The organism is Sphingomonas sp. GW821-FHT10F11 (assembly GCF_058809095.1).
In genome coordinates this window covers 173186-191749 of sequence record NZ_JBXASH010000001.1, presented here as the reverse complement: position 1 = coordinate 191749, position 18564 = coordinate 173186, and the positions used below count along the sequence as shown (strand labels likewise).

At 65.4% G+C, this 18564-nt stretch carries 16 protein-coding genes and 7 tRNA genes; 13 read left to right on the top strand and 10 right to left on the bottom strand.

The features are described 5' to 3' along the window. Nucleotides 1–154: 154 nt before the first annotated feature. From AC1RT8_RS00925 to AC1RT8_RS00890, 8 genes are all read left to right on the top strand, one after another. Nucleotides 155–229: transfer RNA gene (locus AC1RT8_RS00925), tRNA-Met, on the top strand. Nucleotides 230–231: 2 nt separating this feature from the next. Then, nucleotides 232–308: transfer RNA gene (locus AC1RT8_RS00920), tRNA-Asn, on the top strand. Nucleotides 309–317: 9 nt separating this feature from the next. Continuing rightward, a tRNA-Phe gene (locus tag AC1RT8_RS00915) sits at nt 318–392 on the top strand. A 1-nt stretch (nt 393) separates the two neighbouring features. Then, nucleotides 394–466: transfer RNA gene (locus tag AC1RT8_RS00910), tRNA-Trp, on the top strand. Between the two features lies 1 nt (nt 467). Beyond that, nucleotides 468–540: transfer RNA gene (locus tag AC1RT8_RS00905), tRNA-Gln, on the top strand. 35 nt (nt 541–575) lie between these two features. After that, a complete protein-coding gene (locus AC1RT8_RS00900) occupies nt 576–995 on the top strand; it encodes an ASCH domain-containing protein (protein WP_493073331.1) in 420 nt (139 codons plus the stop codon). Continuing rightward, on the top strand, nt 995–1447 hold the full coding sequence (locus AC1RT8_RS00895) for an AAC(3)-I family aminoglycoside N-acetyltransferase (protein ID WP_493073326.1): 453 nt from the start codon (nt 995–997) through the stop codon (nt 1445–1447). The genes AC1RT8_RS00900 and AC1RT8_RS00895 overlap by 1 nt, the downstream gene beginning before the upstream one ends. A gap of 73 nt (nt 1448–1520) precedes the next feature. Beyond that, on the top strand, nt 1521–2471 hold the full coding sequence (locus AC1RT8_RS00890; RefSeq protein WP_493073322.1) for a DUF808 domain-containing protein: 951 nt from the start codon (nt 1521–1523) through the stop codon (nt 2469–2471). Between the two features lie 44 nt (nt 2472–2515). Here the strand turns inward: AC1RT8_RS00890 and AC1RT8_RS00885 are convergent, their stop codons facing one another. Then, the gene (locus tag AC1RT8_RS00885; RefSeq protein WP_493073318.1) at nt 2516–3145 is read right to left on the bottom strand and encodes a hypothetical protein; all 630 of its coding nucleotides are present in this window, start codon (nt 3143–3145) and stop codon (nt 2516–2518) included. A 207-nt stretch (nt 3146–3352) separates the two neighbouring features. After that, nucleotides 3353–5005 (bottom strand): SulP family inorganic anion transporter, encoded by a 1653-nt coding sequence (locus tag AC1RT8_RS00880; protein ID WP_493073313.1) that lies wholly within the window; start codon nt 5003–5005, stop codon nt 3353–3355. Nucleotides 5006–5199: 194 nt separating this feature from the next. Here AC1RT8_RS00880 and AC1RT8_RS00875 point away from each other — a divergent pair, with 194 nt between their 5' ends. Beyond that, nucleotides 5200–5919 carry a DUF2971 domain-containing protein gene (locus AC1RT8_RS00875; protein ID WP_493073309.1) on the top strand — a complete coding sequence of 240 codons (720 nt, stop codon included), beginning with the start codon at nt 5200–5202 and terminating at the stop codon, nt 5917–5919. A 17-nt stretch (nt 5920–5936) separates the two neighbouring features. On the opposite strand, the gene AC1RT8_RS00870 is transcribed toward AC1RT8_RS00875, so the two are convergent. The 5 genes from AC1RT8_RS00870 to AC1RT8_RS00850 form a co-directional block, all read right to left on the bottom strand. Continuing rightward, nucleotides 5937–6013, bottom strand: a tRNA-Pro gene (locus AC1RT8_RS00870). 49 nt (nt 6014–6062) lie between these two features. Next, nucleotides 6063–6806: an SDR family oxidoreductase gene (locus AC1RT8_RS00865; protein ID WP_493073307.1), complete on the bottom strand. Its 744-nt coding sequence runs from the start codon at nt 6804–6806 to the stop codon at nt 6063–6065. Between the two features lie 39 nt (nt 6807–6845). After that, nucleotides 6846–6922: transfer RNA gene (locus tag AC1RT8_RS00860), tRNA-Ile, on the bottom strand. A 14-nt stretch (nt 6923–6936) separates the two neighbouring features. Continuing rightward, nucleotides 6937–7977: a polysaccharide deacetylase family protein gene (locus AC1RT8_RS00855; RefSeq protein ID WP_493073305.1), complete on the bottom strand. Its 1041-nt coding sequence runs from the start codon at nt 7975–7977 to the stop codon at nt 6937–6939. Between the two features lie 2 nt (nt 7978–7979). Next, complete coding sequence (locus AC1RT8_RS00850) at nt 7980–10127, bottom strand: sensor histidine kinase (protein WP_493073302.1); 2148 nt, start codon at nt 10125–10127, stop codon at nt 7980–7982. 226 nt (nt 10128–10353) lie between these two features. On the opposite strand from AC1RT8_RS00850, the gene AC1RT8_RS00845 reads away from it, so the two are divergent. Then, nucleotides 10354–10821: an Lrp/AsnC family transcriptional regulator gene (locus AC1RT8_RS00845; protein ID WP_493073298.1), complete on the top strand. Its 468-nt coding sequence runs from the start codon at nt 10354–10356 to the stop codon at nt 10819–10821. Nucleotides 10822–10872: 51 nt separating this feature from the next. Here the strand turns inward: AC1RT8_RS00845 and AC1RT8_RS00840 are convergent, their stop codons facing one another. Beyond that, the gene (locus AC1RT8_RS00840) at nt 10873–12168 is read right to left on the bottom strand and encodes a hypothetical protein (protein ID WP_493073295.1); all 1296 of its coding nucleotides are present in this window, start codon (nt 12166–12168) and stop codon (nt 10873–10875) included. A 52-nt stretch (nt 12169–12220) separates the two neighbouring features. Continuing rightward, on the bottom strand, nt 12221–13474 hold the full coding sequence (locus AC1RT8_RS00835) for a tetratricopeptide repeat protein (RefSeq protein WP_493073291.1): 1254 nt from the start codon (nt 13472–13474) through the stop codon (nt 12221–12223). A gap of 195 nt (nt 13475–13669) precedes the next feature. Here AC1RT8_RS00835 and yaaA point away from each other — a divergent pair, with 195 nt between their 5' ends. Both yaaA and AC1RT8_RS00825 read left to right on the top strand, forming a co-directional pair. Beyond that, nucleotides 13670–14422, top strand: coding sequence for a peroxide stress protein YaaA (gene yaaA, locus AC1RT8_RS00830; RefSeq protein ID WP_493073289.1), 753 nt, complete (start codon nt 13670–13672; stop codon nt 14420–14422). Then, nucleotides 14419–15102: an SDR family NAD(P)-dependent oxidoreductase gene (locus AC1RT8_RS00825; protein WP_493073285.1), complete on the top strand. Its 684-nt coding sequence runs from the start codon at nt 14419–14421 to the stop codon at nt 15100–15102. The genes yaaA and AC1RT8_RS00825 overlap by 4 nt, the downstream gene beginning before the upstream one ends. 16 nt (nt 15103–15118) lie before the next feature. Here the strand turns inward: AC1RT8_RS00825 and AC1RT8_RS00820 are convergent, their stop codons facing one another. Continuing rightward, entirely contained in the window at nt 15119–15520 is a 402-nt protein-coding gene (locus AC1RT8_RS00820; protein WP_493073281.1) for a hypothetical protein, read from the bottom strand. 199 nt (nt 15521–15719) lie between these two features. On the opposite strand from AC1RT8_RS00820, the gene gyrA reads away from it, so the two are divergent. Beyond that, nucleotides 15720–18530 carry a DNA gyrase subunit A gene (gene gyrA, locus AC1RT8_RS00815; protein WP_493073276.1) on the top strand — a complete coding sequence of 937 codons (2811 nt, stop codon included), beginning with the start codon at nt 15720–15722 and terminating at the stop codon, nt 18528–18530. The last annotated feature ends 34 nt before the right edge of the window (nt 18531–18564 follow it).

Below are 18564 nucleotides of genomic sequence, written 5' to 3'. Positions count from 1 at the left end.
GCCACTGGGCGCCGCGCCGGATATCGCTATTTGAAATGGAAGTTGCGATCAACCAAACTCTTCGCTAATGGCCCGCGCATGCGACAGATACGCTCCCTCAATCGAATGCAACGATTTACCAGCAATTGGTGAAGCTGCGTTCGCTTCACTGCTTTGCAGTGTAGCTCAGAGGTAGAGCAGGGGGTCCATAAGCCTTAGGTCGCTGGTTCGATCCCAGTCACTGCAACCAATTGACCGTAGCCGAACAAGGTGGACGGGGCCGACTGTTAATCGGCTTACGGCAGGTTCGATTCCTGCACGGTCAGCCAATCCCTCATGCCAGATTAGCTCAGCGGTAGAGCGGCGGGTTGAAGATCCGCGCGGCGATGGTTCGATTCCATCATCTGGCACCACATCAGCGAGCGCGTGGGCGCGGCCCGGTCCCCAAAACCGACGCCAGCAGGTTCGACTCCTGCCGCTGGTGCCATTCCCCGTTCGTCCAAGGGCAGGACTCGCACTTTGACTGCCGCCATCGAGGTTCGAATCCTCGACGGGGAACCATTTTTTCGGCGTCCCTCTCCTGTTACGGTCGGCTCATGACCGAAACCCTCACCGAAGCCGATATCAGCGATCTCGAGCGCTTCTCCTTCGGCGACAGCCCGGAACTCGCCAACGCCCTGCTCGCGCTGGTGCTGGCGGGGATCAAGACCGGGACCTGCTGGGCGGCGCGGGACGGTCAGCTCACCGAGATCGGCAAGCGCATGGTCGCCTGCGACGGGCGCGGTCGTCCGCGCGCGGTGATCGAGACCGTCACGCTTCGTCAGCTCGCTTTTTCCGAGGTGAAGGCGGAGTTCGCCGTGAAGGAAGGCGAAGGCGATCGCAGCCTGGACTATTGGCGCGATGCCCATCAGCGTTACTTCACCCGAAACGGCGGGTTCGAGCCCGGCATGCTGCTCTGGTGCGAGGAATTTCGCCTGATCGCGACGATCGAACCGTCGGACATGGAGCAGGCCTGATGCCCGCGACCATTCGCCACCTTGCCTCCGGCGATCTCGCCTTGATGGACGCCCTGCTCGACACGTTCGGCGAGGCGTTCGAGGACGCAGAAACCTATGCCGCGAAACGGCCGAGCCCGGATTACCTCCGCCGCCTGCTCGGCAGCGACCATTTCTTCGCCCTCGCCGCGGTGAGGGACGGCGCGGTCGTCGGCGGTCTCGTCGCCTATGAGCTGCAGAAATTCGAGCAGGAACGCAGCGAGATCTATATCTACGACCTCGCCGTTTCCGAGGCTCATCGCCGCGAAGGCATCGCCACCGCGCTGATCGAGCATCTGCGACAGATCGCCGCCCGGCGCGGCGCCTATGTCATCTTCGTCCAGGCCGATCATGGCGACGATGCCGCCATCGCGCTCTATACGAAGCTGGGTGCGCGCGAGGACGTGCTGCATTTCGATATCGCGGTGCCTTGATCCTTTGGGATCCTCTGGCACTTCGCGCCGAATGCGATACCAGCGATCGACACCATCAACCGAAAGTGATCGAATGCCCGGAGGCCTGGTAGCGCTGCTCGACGATATCGCGATGATCGCGAAGCTAGCCGCGGCCTCGGTGGACGACGTCGCCGCTGCCGCAGGCCGGGCGGGCGTGAAGGCGGCGGGCGTGGTGATCGACGATACCGCGGTCACCCCGCGCTATGTCGTCGGCCTGACACCCGATCGCGAGCTGCCGATCATCGCCAGGATCGCGATCGGCTCGCTGCGCAACAAGCTGCTGATCCTGCTGCCCGCCGCCCTGCTGCTCAGCAGTTTCCTGCCCTGGGCGATCACGCCGCTGCTCATGATCGGCGGCGCCTATCTCTGCTTCGAGGCGACCGAAAAGATCTTCGAAGCCGTCACCGGCACCCATCATGCCGAGGAAGTCGCCGATATCCACGACCCGGCGGAGCTGGAGAAACGCCAGGTCGGCGGTGCCATCCGCACCGATTTCATCCTGTCCGCCGAGATCATGGTCATCGCCCTGTCCGACATCCCCGAGCAATCGGTGGTGATGCAGGGCGTGGTGCTCGCCGCGGTGGGCATCGCCATCACGGTCGGCGTGTACGGCGTGGTCGGGCTGATCGTGAAGATGGACGATATCGGCCTTCACCTCGCCCAGCGGAAGCAGGCGGGAGTCCGCGCGCTCGGCCGCGGGCTGGTCAAGGCGATGCCGCTCCTGCTCGAAGGCCTGTCGACCCTGGGCGTCGCGGCGATGGCCTGGGTCGGCGGCGGGTTCATCGTGCACGGGCTGGAGGAATTCGGCCTCGGCATGATCTCGCACGGGTTGCACGATGCGGCCAAGGCGGTCGGCCATGCCTCGCCTGTGGCGCAAGGGTTGGTCGAATGGCTGGCCGGCGCGCTCGGATCGGCGGTGGTCGGCATGATCGTCGGCGGGGTGATCGTCGCGGTGCTGCACCTGATCCCGCGCAAGGGCGGGCACGGCGCGGCACCTGCCTGAACATGTCAGCGGCCGGGCCCGGCGGGGAATTCGCTCAGTGAGCGTCAAGGGCTGACGGGTATGGGCGGGCTCGGCGCGCCCAATGCCGCAGTGGCGACAGCAGCGCTGATCGCTTCCAAGGTCGCATCGACGCCCGATACCCCGACGCCGCCTCCCCCGCCTCCGCCCGCCTGTGTCGAGGGCATGTCTGACGTGCCCAAGCCTTGAGCTCCCCCCGACCATGCCTGCGCCGCAGCATCCCATGCGGCGGCCTGACTACTCCATGCCACCGCATTCTGCACTAGGGGCTGAAGAAGTTCATACATCGCCGGCCGGTACTCCTCGGGCGTCGCCGAAATGGCGGCGGCGACATAGGAGCTGATCGCGGAAACTACTTGCCGCATTGCATCCGCTGTTTCCTGCATTTTATCCGAGGCGGCCTGCGTCTTGCTTACCAGCTTTGCCGGCAGGATATCGGCGCCAGCCGCGCCATTGGCCGTGTTTGCCGCGCTGATTGCAATGCTTGCTTTCGAATTCGCGATCGTCATTTTCGATGCGATGTCCCCGACGCTCTGCGCGCCGGCCGGAGCTGCGATCAACGCGGCGCAAACCAGCGCTGCCGTCACGATCCGCAACAGCCGCGCCCGGGCCGACCGGAGATGGCCAGTGACATCGGTCGATGTGGATCGGCTCATTTCGCATCCCCTGACGCATAGGAAGAAGCCAAATACATCTTGATCGCACCCTACAGGTGTGATCGGTCGATCATGACCGTATCCCTATATTCCTCTTTCCGGGCTTAATGGAGTCCAGCCTTCTCCATTTTGAATATACATGTCATGGAGCAGGCAGCATCTCTCCCTCATGCGCCTGCACGTATTCAATCCAGTTTAACTCTATCGTTACTCGGCCTTACGCCCGGGCTGAACACCGCGATTTTCTTTCACGGCGCGCACGGCATCCGCGACGCTGAACGACGCGCCGTGCGCCAGGCGATCGAACCCGGCCGCCACCAGCACGTCGCGAACGCGATCATGCGCCCGCGCGAGATGCAGGGACAGCCCTTTCGCCTCAAGCAGCCTTTCGAACTCGGCGATCGCTTCCAGCGCGGTGCTGTCGAGATCGTCGCTTTCCTCCAGGCTGAGGACGACGTCGGTATCGCCGGCACGCGCCAATATTCTCGTCGCGATGGTGCCGAGCGACTGTTCGGCATTGGCGAAGAAAAGCGGCGCGTTCGGGCGGAAGATCGCGATGCCAGTCACGGCCCGGGCCTCGGGATGGCGCGCCCGATCGACAAAATCATGGCCGCCGTTCAGGCAGCCAAGCTCGCTCACCGCTGGATGGGCGAGCCGGTTGAGCAGTGCGCCGATCGACAGCGCCACCGCGATCAGCATCCCGTCGAGCACGCCGAACAGGATCACCCCACATGCCGCGGCGAGCGCGATCCACTGGTCGCGGTCGATCATGAACAGCCGGGTCAGCGGTGCCGGCGACAGGGCATGGGAAAGCACCGCGATCACCACCGCCGCCAGCAGCGGCTGCGGCAGGGCCTCGATCGTCGAGCCGGCCAGCAAGGCCGCCGCCGCGAGCGCGATCAGCGCCGTGACTGCGGCGAGCCGGCTCGTCGCGCCGGCGGATTCATTGGCCGACGCAGCGGAGAAGCCGGCCCCGACCGGCATGCCCTGAACCAGCGCGGACAACAGGTTCGCGCCGGCGAGCGCACCGAATTCGCGATTGGCGGAGAGCGAATCGCCATGGCGCAGCGCGAGCGTTCGAACGGTACCCCAGCTTTCGGCGAACAAGATCAACGTCAACGGTACGGCGAGCTGTACGAGGCGCGACCAGCGCGCGAAACTGAAGTCCGGCAGGGTCCAGACGGACAGGCCGAAATCGATCGGCCCGACCGGGGCCACACCCAATGCCGGCAAGTCGATCATCCGCGACGCCGCGACGCCCAGGATCAGGGCGATCAGCGCGGCGGGAAGCCGGGTCGTGGCGCGCAGGCCCAGCAACAACGCCAACGCGACCACGCCGATCACGACGCTCGCGACGTTCGTCCGGCCGAGATTCGCCGCGATCTCTGCCAGCAGGGCCAGCGTGGACGACGAGGCGAGCTTCAGTCCCAGCAAATGCGGCAGCTGGCGGATGATGATGTTGATCGCCAGGCCGAAGGCGAAGCCGCGCAGGACCGGGCGGGCGATGAAGGCCGACAGGCTGCCGAGGCGGAACAGGGCAATCAGCGCGAACAGCGCCCCGACGATCGCGACCATCACCGTCGCCATGGCGCCGCGCTCGGCCGGGCTGCCCGGCAGGGTCGCCAGGGCGGCCGCGAGAATGGCCGCCGAGGACGAGGTCGGTCCGACGATCGCGAAACGGCTGCGGCCGAGCAGGGCATAGGCCACGCCGCCGGCAAGCGCGGCAAGGATCGCGCGTCCCGGCGTAAACCCGGCAATGCCCGCATAGGCGACGGCTTCAGGCAGCATCAGCCCGGCCACGGAAAGACCGGCCATGACGTTCATGATGGTCTGCGCGGGGATGCCGAGGATCGCCTTCACGCCACTACCTTAATGGCACGTCGATCTACGGCAATCCATTCCAAGGCAGGGAAGCCGCGCGGCGCGATCATAAGCGATGATGTGCCGGGAAGCACAATTCCCAAGATCAGTCCAAATTACGGGTGTAATTACGGGTGCAATAATGCCGAAGCGGCGCATAGACCAGGCTTGATGTACGACGGGGGACCACGGCCATGGCCAGCATTCAAATCTATGCGAGACCGCTGCGACTATATCGTTATCGCAACCTCCGCTCCCGGCTTGTGGGGGATGAGCTTCGTCTCGATCCTACAGCGCTCGACCGGGAGCTGGATGCGATAGAGAATCGATACATCTTCTGCCCGCGATACAAGGATATGAATGATCCGATGGAGGGACTCTATCGCGCCAGCGGTCGCGTCCGCGACCGTCCGGATTACCAGCGGGTCGAAGGGCTGCTCTTCGGGGAAAAGATGGAGACAGGAATCGCCTCGCTTTGCGAGAGTTGGAACAACGAGTTGATGTGGGCGCATTATGCGGACGGGTTCCGCGGCATCTGCGTGAGTTATTCGTTCGAAAAATTGCTGCAAGGTCTGCCGGACTCCTGCGCGCTGTCGCGCATCATCTATGGCGACAAGCCATATCATCTTCACACTGCTGCACTCCGGCAGGAAGATAGGGCGCGAGCCATTCTTTCGACGAAGAGCCTCAAATGGTCCTATGAGCGGGAGTGGCGGCTCTTCGCCGACCATACGGGACCTGCCCGTTTCGAAATCGATGCAGTGTCCTCCGTCTATCTCGGCGCACGAATGCACGCTGAAGATCGGCGACGGGTCAGGCAGCGGCTGGAATCCGCCGGCATCGTCATGCGCGAAACCTTCGTCGACGGATTCACGGTGAAGCGAAGCGGCCGGGTTCTCCGCGCCGAAGGATAGGCCAGATATCTGGATAATGGTCGGGGAGACAGGATTCGAACCTGCGACATCCTGCTCCCAAAGCAGGCGCGCTACCGGACTGCGCCACTCCCCGACGGACGGGTCGCTTAGGCTGGACCGGGGTGCGACGCAAGGCCGCTCGGTCATCCCCGGCCGAACAGCGGCATATTGGTCGCCATGATCGTCATGAAGGGGATGTTCGCCTCAAGCGGCAGCGCCGCCATCTGGACGACCGCGCGGGCGACATGGCCGACATCCATCCTCGGCTCGGCGCGGATGCTGCCGTCGGGCTGCGGTACCCCCTGCCCCATCGCGGCGCTCATCTCGGTGACGGCATTGCCGATATCGATCTGCCCCGCCGCGATGCCAAAGGCGCGGCCGTCGAGCGCGATCGACTTGGTCAGGCCGGTGATGGCGTGCTTGCTCGCCGTATAGGGCGCCGAATTCGGGCGCGGCCGATCGGCCGAGATCGATCCGTTGTTGATGATCCGCCCGCCCTGCGGCGACTGACGCTTCATTACCCGCATCGCGGCACGGGCGCACAGGAAGCTGCCGAGCACATTGATGTCGAGCAGCGACCGGATCGCCTCGACCGCCAGTTCGTCGAGCGGCACCGGCGGCGCCGAGATGCCCGCATTGTTGAACAACAGGTCAACCCGGCCGAACTCGGCGATCGCCGAGTCGAGCAACGCATCAACCGACGTCGCATCAACCACGTCGCAAGGGACGACGCGCATCGACCCAGCGCCCAGCGTCGCCGTCTCTTCGAGCGTCTCACGCCGCCGCCCGGCCAGCACCACGCGCCACCCGGCCTCGCCCAGGGCAAGCGCCACCGCGCGGCCGATGCCGCTTCCGGCGCCCGTCACGATCGCCACCCGATTGTCCATGAACACTCCCCGACCGAATCGACCGTCCGCTGGGAAACTTGGTGGGCCCGGCAGGACTTGAACCCGCAACCTACCCGTTATGAGCGGGCAGCTCTAACCAGTTGAGCTACAGGCCCCACCAAGCCGCTCGTTAGCTGAGGGTCAGCTTCGGTGGCAAGGCCGCCGCGTCGATGATCTGTCCGAGCGATGCCGGCGCGACGCCGCGCCGCTCCAGATCGCCGAGAATCCGGTCCCACCAGTGATGGAAGGCGGCAAGGTCCGCCGCATCCCGCACATAAGGCGTGTGGCCGGGCGCGACTGAGGGCGAATGGAAGGAGAAGTTGAGCAGGCGCACCCCCTCGCCCACCGCGACCGCCACTGCCTCCAGCGCATCGGCCAGCGGCATTTCCTCGGGTGTCAGTGCGACACGGGAAAGCAGATGAGTCCTGGCGAAGAGCCCGCGTCCCTTGGGCAGCTTCCCCAGCAGATTGTAGAGGCCGACCCCGCCGCGCCGCGCCAGCCCGGTGAAGACCGTGGTCAAGGGCAGCTCGATGATCGATCCGACACGGAACGCATGGTTGCCGACTGCCCCGAAATCCGGCCCGCCCTCGTCGCTGTAGCGATAAGATGACCGCATCGAACTATCGAGCGCATAGCCCCGTGCCGCGAGCAGCCCGGCCGTCGCCGGGCCGATGCCGTAGCGCCCGGCGCGATAGGCGCGTGGCGCGGCGCCGAAGGCCGATGCGATCGCTTCGGTCAGCGCATCGATCTTGGCCGCCTCCAGCGCCTCGGGAAGATTGCCGGCGAAGCTGTTGGCCGGCGTCAGCGCCTCGTCGAACGGCGGATTGACCCAGGGATGGAGTTGGGTCCCGATCGCCGACACGCCATCGGCGAGCACCTCGCGCAGCATGTCGATCGCCTGGCGGTCGGTCGCGATCGGATAGTCGACCATATAGGTCAGCGGCACGCCCCGCTCGGCGAAGCGGCGATGCGCCGCAGGGATCGCAGTGACATGCGACAGGCCGTGACTGTCGCGATCGAGCGGCGCGTCCCAGTCGAACTCCTCCTCGGTATCCACGAAGACGGTGAAACGCGTGCCGAAATCCTCGGGCCAGGCGATCAGATCGGCGGCGGTCGGCGGGGGGACGCGGTATCCCGTCACCGCGCCCGGCAAAGGCGTGGATTGGTCCACGATCAGCTTGAAGAAACCTGCTCCACGCTCTCGATAACGGCGGCCGGGAGCCGCAAAGTCAAGGCCTTGTCACCGATGACGAGCGCGCCGCGCAGCTCGGTGGCAAGGTTGCGGGCCAGCCGCAGGGCGAAGCCGGTACCGAGCAGCGGGGCGCCCTCGCGATCGCCCTCGGTCTCGGTCTCGGCATCGATCGTCAACAGGCTGTCGCCGGCATAGGCGGCCAGCGCGGCGGGCCGATCGAACACGACCGCGACCATGGCGTCCGCCTCGAGCGTCGCGGCGATGCCGATCCGCTCCCCCCGTCCGCCCGACGCCACGAGCGTCGCCATCAACCGCGCGATCAGCCGCTCGACTGCCCGGTCGTCGCCCGCAATCGCCAGGTCGCTGCCGCCGGTATAGATGTCGATCGTCGTGCCGCGCAGAGTCGCCAGCGGCAGCAGGTCGCTTGCGACCCGCTCGAGCAGCGGCACCAGCGGCACCTCGCCCGGGCGCAGGTCGAGCGCCCTGGATTCGATCCGCGCCGCCATGTCGATATCGTCGATCGCGGTCAGCAGGCTGCCCGCCTGGTTGCGGATATCGGCGGCATGCGCGCGATACGCTTGCGGTACCGGCCCGAGCATCTGCGATTCGATCATCTCGGCGAAGCCGGCGATCGCATTGGTCGGCGTGCGCAGCTCGTGGACGAGCTGGCGCAGCGCATCGGAGGCGGGGGTGCGAATCGGGCGCGGATCGGCCGTCTCGTCGGGGCGGGGGCGACGCGCCGTCCCGCGATAGCCGGTGAAACGCCCGCTCTCGCGGTCGAACACCGGGATGCCGGTGATCCGCCATTGCCCGGCGGCGTCCGAATCGCCATCGACGACCAGGCGCGCATTGGCGAAGCCGGCGCGCCGGCGGAACGCCCCGGCGGCGGCACCGTCCACCCGCGATCCTCCGGACACGGCGGCGAGATCGAGCGAAAGCCCGATCAGCGGCGCGCGCGCGGCACCCTCGATCCAGCGAACGATGCCCGACGCATCGGTCTCGAACCGGAAGCTCCGCGCCTGGATCGATTCGAACTCGAACAGCTCGGGCTGGATCTCCGGCAAGATCGGGGTCGTCGGCGCTTCCTCGCGCTGGCGCTGATAGGCATCGATCCGCGCGACCAGTTCGGCGATCTGGAACATGCCGCTCGATGCCTCGGCCGGCGGCGGCTGCAGGGCGGAAAACTCGATCACCTCGGCGCCCGGGCCCGAAGCCTCGGCCTCTTCCTGAACCTGGGGGGCTTCTTCGGTCTCGGCAGCTTCCGGAGTCTCGGGGACCTCCCCAGCCTCCAGGGCCTCCGTCTCGGGCAACGTGTCCAGAATCGATTCGGCTTCCACGGGAGCCTGCTCTGCCTCAGCCTCGCTATGGCGCAACGCTTCCGCGACGACCGGTAGACCGAGCGCAACGCTGGCGAACGACACGAAGGTCGATTCGGGCGGCGCGACGATTGCCGGTTCGGCGACCGTTTCCGGCTCGACGACCTCTGGCTCCGGCGCAGCCGCGATCGCGGGCTCCGGCTCATTGGCGGGAAGCGGGCCGAGCACATCGGTCCAGTCGATCGATTCCACGGCGACCGCGGTATCGAGCGCCCCAGTCTCCTCGACCGTCTCCTCGACCGCAACCTCGGGCAGTGCCGCTTCCACGTCCGCCTGGATCTCGACAGGCTCGGCCTGGGCCTCGATCGCCTCGGCTTCCTGCTCGACCGGCACAGGCTCTTCGATCTGGACCGGTGCGGCGACCGGTCCGGCCGACAGCACAAAATCGACACTGCCGAAGCTTTCCAGCGCGCGGTTCACCGCCGGCGGCAGGTCGCGGCGATGGCGCAGGATGGAACGGGCGGCAGGCGGCATGCCCGGCAGCATCTCGATCCATTCGTCGGCGCGTAGCCGGGCAGTGCGCAATACCGGCGCGGCGATGGCCAGGTCGTCTTCGGCAAAGAGCTGGACGAGCGCGGCGGGCGGATCGGCAAAGGCAACGCCGCGCGCGCTCGCGGCGCGAATCGGCGCCGGCACATGCTGGCGAATCGCCTTGAGTTTTGCGATGGCGCTGATCCCGGGGGGAACGCGGCGGCGGCTGATCAGGTCGACCAGTTGTCGCCATGCCGATTGCGCGCCGAACGGGGTCGACATGTCTGCCGAGAGAACCGTTTCGAGACTGTCGTCGAAGCGCAAAGGTCACAATCCCCAAACGGTCGCGAGGGGTGCGCCGTAAGAATTTCTTAACCGGCCGGAGTCGCCAGTGAAACATCTGTTTTTGGTACGTAGCAATGTGGGACAATTGCGTTCGTCCGCAATTATCTTATGCTGAATGTCGGCCGCTCGCCAGAAAGATAGAGCCGGCGGGGAGCTTTGCGTAATGGCGTTTGATTCGATCGACCGGCGGATTCTGGGACTGCTGCAGGATGATGGCCGGATGACGAATGTCGATCTGGCGGAGCGAGTCGGTTTGACCGCACCGCCCTGCCTGCGCCGGGTCCGCACGCTCGAGGAAGCAGGCGCGATCCGCGGCTATCATGCCGAACTCGACGCGGCGACTCTCGGTTATCCGATCACCGTTTTCGCAATGGTCAGCCTGCGCAGCCAGGCCGAGCATGATCTCGCCGCGTTCGAGGATCATGTCGCGCAGATCCCCGAGATTCGCGAATGCCACATGCTCAACGGCGAGATCGATTTCATCCTGAAGATCGTGGCGACCGACCTGAAGAGCTTCCAGGAGATCCTCACCACCCATCTGACGCCTGCCCCGAACGTGGCGAGCGTGAAGACCTCGCTGACGATCCGCACCGCCAAGGCGCTGCCCGGCATCCCGGTGCGGCAGGCCTGACCGGATAAAAGGGGCGACATCGCCGCCCCCTCTCAATGCCTTCGGCGCGCGTCACGCCGCCGGAGGGTTGTCCAGCCAGATCTGCCAGAGCGTTGCCGTGTCGCTGTCGGGCGCAGCGGTGACCATGGCGAGATCGGCGCTGGCACGCGCCTTGTCGCCGGCAAGCGCCAGCGCGATGCCGCGGTGCAGGCGGACATCGTCGGCATCCTTGACGGTTTTCTCCAGCGCGAGATCGTACATCTCGACTGCCTTGGCATAGGCACCCTTGCCGATGCTGGCATCGCCGACCTGCGCCGCCAGCGCGCCGTCCGTCGCCTTCCGTGCCGCCGCCTCGCTCGGCCCGGCCGGCGCCGCGGCCTTCTTGCCCTTGGCGGGCGCGGCGCCCATCAGGCGGATGCTTTCCGGGTCCTTGGGCGGAATCGCGCCCGAGGCGCGCCCTTCCTCGATCACCGATTTCACCTCGTCCTTCAGGCCGAGATTGTTCGCCCGCCGGGCATATTCCAGATATTCCTTCTGGCCGGCCAGGCTCTTCGTCGCGCGCATCAGGCGGAACAGGTCGACGAAACGGGTGTCGCGGTCCTTGCGCTCGGCCGGGGTCAGCTTGGTCTCGTCCTCGTCCTTGAAGCCGTTGATCGCGATCGCGTCATGCCAGTTCGCTTTCGTGCCATAGGCACCGAGCCATTTGCCGGTCCATGCCGCCGTCTCCGGCGCCTTTTTCATCCTGAGACGCTGGGTCGCGAAGCGGTACCAGCTCTCGGGCGGCTTCTTGCCCGCGGCGATCTGCGCCGCGATCATCGAATCGAGTTCAGCCGCGCCGGCTGAAACCTGGCCTGCCTCCATGTTCGCACGGACGATCTGCAGGTTCAGCTCGTCGTCGCGAATGCCGTTCTCGCGCGCCTGGCGGTAGAACTGCACTGCCTTGGCGTAATCCTTCCGCGCATAGGCGAAATCGCCGAGCGTATAATTGTAGCGCGAGGCGTCATCCTTCGACGTGCGCGGATCGGCGATGAGTTCGGTCATCGGCTTCACCATCGCGGTCTGGTTCTGGACCGTCACCGGCAACGCGCTCAGCAGCCTCACCCGCAGGGTGCGTCCGATATAGCGCTCGCTGTCGTTGCTCGCGCTGCGCTCGATCGTCGAGATCGCGCCTTCGGCACCGGCCAGGTCGTTGGCCTTCAGCGCCAGTGTCGCCGCTGCCGCCGAAGTCCGGACCTGCTGGGAAAGGACGAAGTTCGTCGGGCTGTCCGGCAGCGGCTGCTCCTTCTTGCCCGCGGCGGTCGCCGCGAACGGCAATGCCGCGCTACCGGTCAGCAGCGCCGCCAGCGCCATGGTCGAAATCGTCTTCATTACCGAACTCTCCAAATACGGCGCTGGCGGTCGCGCTCTCAGTCGTGGTGAATCACGCCAGCGGCGGCGAGTCCAGCCAGATCGTCCACAGACGCGCGAGATCGGCCAACGGCGCCGTGCCGACCTTGGCAAAGGCCGCCTTGGCCTCGTCCTTGCGGCCCTGGTTGGCGAGCGCCATGCCGAGGTGCAGATTGACCGCATTGGCGTCGGCGCCGGCCTGGCCGGTGGCGGCCGTGTAGCTCTCCGCTGCCTTGGCATAATCGCCCGCGGCAAAGTAGATGTCGCCGGCGACGCTTGGCTTCGACTTGCCGGCGGCACTTGCCGCCGAGACTTCCGATTTCATCGCCGCCTGAGCCGCGGTGTAGACACGCGCGATATCGGCATCGCCCGCCGGGATCTTGCCCGCCGCGCGCCCCTCGTCGATCACCGCGGCCGATTCCCACGGCAGACCCGAATCGAGCGCTGCCTGCACATAACCATAATAATCGTTCGGGTCGCTCAGCACCTTGGTGTTCCGCATCGTGCGATACAGGTCCAGCTTCTGGGCCTTGGTGAACTTGGTGTTGGTCGGATCGGTCACCTTGCGGAAATTGTTGACCGCGGTGCGCCAGGTGGAAGTCTTCGGATAGGCCTTGAGCTGGCGGACGAGCCAGGCTTCGGCCGTCGGAATGTCGCGCCCGGCATAGCTGTTGCTCACGGCATAGGCGTACCAGGATTCGGGCGCCGCCCGACCGGCGGCCGTCTCTGCCGTCACCGCCTTGTCGAGCTCGGCGATCGCGTCCTTGGTCCGGTTGGTCGAACCATAAGCCTGGGCAAGCGATACCGACAGATCCGCCTTGGCATAGCCCAGCTCACGCGCCTTCAGCAGAAGCGGAATGGCCTGCTCGTTCTGCTTCGCCTCGATGGCGAGCGTGCCCCGCACATAATTATAGGCCGGAAGGTCAGCCGCCGGAGTCTTCGGATTCGCGATCAGCGAATCGAGCGCCGTGGCGAGCATGGCGTTGTCCTTCTTCTCGCTCGCGATGTTGACGCGGAAGATGCCGGCAAAATAACGATCGTCATCGGTGGTCGCGAGCGGCTCGGCGATGGCGAGCTTGGCTTCAGCGGTCGCATAATCCTTGGCGTCGAGCGCCTTCTTGACCTCCTGGGCAGGCTTGCCGAAGGCGGGGCTCGCGGCCAGCTTGGGCGCTCCCGCCGCCGCCTTGTCGTCCTTCTTGTTCTTCTGCGCGATTGCCGGCGTGGCAACCATGGCGGTGGCACCAAGCGACAGCATCAGGGCCAGCGCGACGTTCGGAAGCAGCTTCATCAAGAAAAACTCCTAAGCGGATGGACGTCCGTTCAATTCGCAGACGCCTCTAATGTGGGGGGCACCATGGTTCAAGGCGCACGGAACCCAGTGCGGTTGGCATTCGGGCGCTGAACGCTGCTTTAACGCCTTCGGATCCCTTGCTCGCATCCATGGCCTTTGACTCGCGCGCGACGCACCGACTAGGCGCGGCGGGTGATTGCTCTTCTCTCCCCCGCCAAGACCCTCGACTATGAACGGCCCCTGCCGCCGGTCGACGCCACCGTGCCGCGTTTCGCCGCGGAGGCGAGTTCGCTCGCCGCGTCGGCCGCCAATCTCAGCCAGAGGCGCCTGTCCGAGCTGATGGATATCTCGAAGAAGCTCGCCAAGCTCAATGCCGACCGTTTCGCCGGATTCGACGCCCAGCCGGAGCGGCCCGCGCTCTACGCCTTTGCCGGCGACGTCTATCTCGGCTTCGAGGCACGCTCGCTTGACGAATCGGCCGTGGCCTTCGCGCAGGATCATGTCCGGATGCTCTCCGGCCTGTACGGCCTGCTCCGCCCGCTCGATTCGATGCGCCCCTACCGGCTCGAAATGGGCACGCGCTGGGCGCCGCGCCGCAAGAGCCTCTATGCCTGGTGGGGCGATCGCATCGCCCAGGCGGTGCGCGACGATGTCGAAGCGGAAGGATCGGGCGTTGTGCTCAACCTCACCAGCCAGGAATATTTCCACGCCGTCGCCGACAAGCTTCAGGGCCTGCGCGTCATCAATGTCGATTTTCGCGAACCTGGCCCCGATGGCCCCCGCTTCGTCAGCTTCCACGCGAAAAAGGCGCGCGGCATGATGGCGCGCTGGCTCTGCGAGCACCGCATCACGGATGCCGATTCGATGAAAGGCTTCGACAGCGCTGGCTATCGTTTCGATGCCGCATCGAGCGAGCCCGATAACTGGTGCTTCACCCGCGCATGAGTGCCGTCGTCATTGGCGCATCGGGCGGTATCGGCGGTGCGCTATATGAGGCGATCGAGGACGAAGGTGCCTTCGACGCCGTCCACGCCTTCTCTCGCAGCGCCACCGGTACCGACCTGACCGATGAGGCCAGCATCGCCGCAGCCGCGTCCATCGTCGCCAAAGGGCCGGCGCCGACCCTCGTCGTCGTCGCGACCGGTCTGCTGCATGAGGACGGGAACGGCCCGGAAAAGGCGATGCAGGATCTCGACCCGGCCTGGCTCGCCCGCAATTTCGCGGTCAACACGATCGGCCCCGCCCTGGTCGCGAAGCATTTCCTCCCGCTGATGTCGCGCACCGGCCGCACCGTGTTCGCGGTCCTGTCGGCGCGGATCGGCAGCATCGCCGACAACAGGCTCGGCGGCTGGTACGGCTATCGCGCCTCCAAGGCGGCGCTCAACATGATGGTCCGCACCCTCGCGATCGAGGAGAAGCGCCGCAACGACCGCTCGATCGTCGTCGCGCTTCACCCGGGGACCGTCGACACCGATCTGTCGCGCCCGTTCCGCGGCAATGCCGCGCCGGGCACCCTGTTCGACCCATCGCGCGCGGCGGTCCAGCTTCTCGATCTGATCGACGGCCTCAAGGCGCCCGACACCGGCAAGCACTTCGCCTGGGACGGCGCCGAGATCGCGCCTTGACCGTCAGAGACAAGGTTTAGAGATTCTGGGCACTGTCCCGGATCCGGAACTGTCCCCAGCCCCTGCCCACACCGCTCGACCCCTCGCTCTCCACCGTATAGACGATCCCGTGCTGGATTCCGCGCGACGGCATGATCACGCGGTAGCATGGCGGCGTCCGGTTATAGGTCAGGGGAAAGTGCAGCGGTTCGGGGTTCGCGCAGCCGGGGCTGTCCAGCGCCTGCTCGATCCGCCAGATCAGTTGCTGGCCGTCGCGAACCTCGATCTTCCGTGCCGTTTCGATATTGTCCTTTTTCCTGAACGGCCAGGAGCCTTTACCCTTGCTGCTGAAAACCAGGTCCCGTCCCTCGATCGTTGCGAAGATAGTGAAGGGCACCGGCGAGCACCCTGCCAGCAGCACCAGCAGAATGACGATCATCAGTCGACAGGCGTGCATCGGCTCTCTCCCCTGAACTCCGACAATAGGCCTCACAAACTCCCACTGCGCAAGTAGGATTTGAGCGCCCTCACGCGTGCGTACGCGCGCACGCGGGTCACGCACGCGCGTGACAAATGCGGCCGGGCCCGCTAGAACCGTCATCCAACAGACACATAAACTTTCCGAAAGATTCGAAAACTTGACCGACGAGACACTCCTCGCCGACCCTTCCGATATTTCACCGATCTCGATCGTCGACGAGATGCGTTCGAGCTATCTCGATTATGCGATGAGCGTGATCGTCAGCCGCGCGCTGCCGGACGTACGCGACGGGCTGAAACCGGTGCATCGCCGCATCCTCTTCGCCAGCCAGGAAGGCGGCTTCGTCCCCGGCCGGCCCTACCGCAAATGCGCCAAGATCGTCGGCGACGTGATGGGCAATTACCATCCGCACGGCGACAGCTCGATCTACATGGCGCTCGCCCGCCTCGCGCAGGATTGGGCGATGCGCGTGATGCTGATGGACGGCCAGGGCAATTTCGGATCGATGGATCCGGATATGCCCGCGTCGATGCGCTACACCGAGGCGCGGCTGACCAAGGCGGCGATGGCCCTGCTCGAGGATATCGAGAAGGACACGGTCGATTTCGCGCCGAACTATGACGGCTCGCGCGAGGAGCCGACCGTGCTCCCGGCGCGCTTCCCCAACATCCTGGTCAACGGCGCGGGCGGCATCGCGGTCGGCATGGCGACCAACATCCCGCCGCACAATCTCGGCGAAGTGGTCGATGCCTGCCTCGCCTATATCGAGCGCTCGCTCGACGGCGGCGATGCGATCACCATCGACGAGCTGATGGAGATCGTGCCCGGTCCGGATTTCCCGACCGGCGGCATCATCCTCGGCCGCGCCGGCTGCAAGGGCGCCTATCATGAGGGCCGCGGCTCGATCATGGTGCGCTCGCGCCACGTCGTCGAGGAAGGGCGAGGCGACAAGCGCTCGATCGTGCTTACCGAAATCCCGTACCAGACCGGCAAGAACGCCCTGGTCGAGAAGATCGCCGAGGCCGCCAAGGACAAGCGGATCGAGGGCATCTCGGACATCCGCGACGAATCGAACCGTCACGGCGTGCGCATCGTCATCGACCTGAAGCGCGATGCGACGGCGGAAGTCGTGCTCAACCAGCTCTGGCGCCACACGCCGGCACAATCGAGCTTCCCGGCCAACATGCTCGCCATCCGCGGCGGCCGGCCCGAGACGCTCAACCTGCGCGACATTATCGAGGCCTTCGTCAAGTTCCGCGAGGAGGTCATTACCCGCCGTTCGAAGTTCGAACTGGCCAAGGCGCGTGAGCGTGCGCACATCTTGCTCGGTCTGGTCGTCGCCACGACCAATCTCGACGAGATGGTCAAGATCATCCGCGGCTCGTCGAGCCCGCCGGTCGCCCGCGCCGCCCTGATGGCGCGCGAATGGCCGATCGCGGAGATCGCGCCCTACATCAAGCTGGTCGAAGCGGTCGAAAAGGAGATCGAGGGGGACAGCTATCGCCTATCCGACATCCAGGTCCGCGCGATCCTCGACCTGCGCCTGCACCGCCTCACCGCGCTCGGCCGCGACGAGATCGGCGACGAACTCAAGACGCTCGCCGAATCGATCACCGAGCTGCTCGCGATCCTGGGCGACCGGATCAAGCTATACGCGGTGATGAAGGACGAGCTCGCCGCCGTGCGCCTCGCCTTCGCCACGCCGCGCAAGACCGAGATCGCCGCTGCCGCGGACGGCATCGACGACGAGGATCTGATCGAGCGCGAGGACATGGTCGTCACGGTGACCATGCAGGGCTATATCAAGCGCACCACGCTCGACACCTTCCGCGCTCAGGCTCGTGGCGGTAAGGGCCGCGCTGGCATGGCAACGAAGGACGAGGACGCCGTCACCAACCTATTCGTCACCTCGACCCATACGCCAGTGCTGTTCTTCTCAACTGCAGGCAAGGTCTACCGACTGAAGGTTTGGCGCCTGCCCGAGGGAGGGGCTGCTACGCGCGGACGACCAATGGTCAACCTCTTGCCGCTCGCTGAAGGCGAAACGATTTCGACCGTGCTCCCATTGCCCGAGGATGAAGCCGAGTGGGGCAATCTTCATGTCATGTTCGCCACGCTCAGGGGCACTGTTAGGCGCAACTCGATGGACGCATTCACTAACGTCCCGACTGCCGGCAAGATCGCAATGAGGTTTGAAGATGGATCCGAAGATCGCCTGATCGGCGTTGCATTGTTGAACGAGAGAGATGACGTGCTGCTCGCGACTCGCCAAGGTAAGGCCATTCGTTTCGCTGGTGACGATGTCCGCGAGTTCCAGAGCCGCACGGCGACCGGTGTGCGCGGCATGACACTCAAGGACGGCGACGAGGTAATCTCGCTTTCCATACTTCATCGAGTCGGTACGACCCAAGAGGAGCGCGAAGAATACCTACGCTTTGCACCATGGAAACCGGACAAGGACGGTGAGCCCTCATTAGCGCCTGAGCGCTTCAATGAAATGCGCGCGCATGAGCAGTTTATTCTGACGGTCTGCGCAAATGGCTATGGAAAGCTTTCATCCGCCTACGATTACCGGCGCATCGGTCGCGGCGGCCAAGGCCTCACCAACATTGATAAGATCGAAGAACGCAACGGGCCGGTGGTCGCAAGCTTCCCAGCCAAGCATGGCGATCAACTCATGTTGGTCACAGACCAGGCAAAGCTTATCCGAATGCCAATCGAGTTGCGCCACATTCGAAACGACGATGAAGGTTTCCGAGTAATCAGTCGAAACTCGGCCGGGGTGAAATTGTTCGATGTGGCCGACAACGAGCATGTCGTCTCGGCCGCGCGCATCGAGGAATCGGAGGAAGAGGCCGAGGTCGATCTGTCCGACGGCCCGATCGCCGGCGAGCCGACGCCCGACGGCGACACGAGCGAAGACCTCGCTGACGGCGGCGAGGATTCTGTTCCCGACAGCGAAGCGTAAATGGGGCCATCCCTTCTCCCCTCCCGCACGCGGG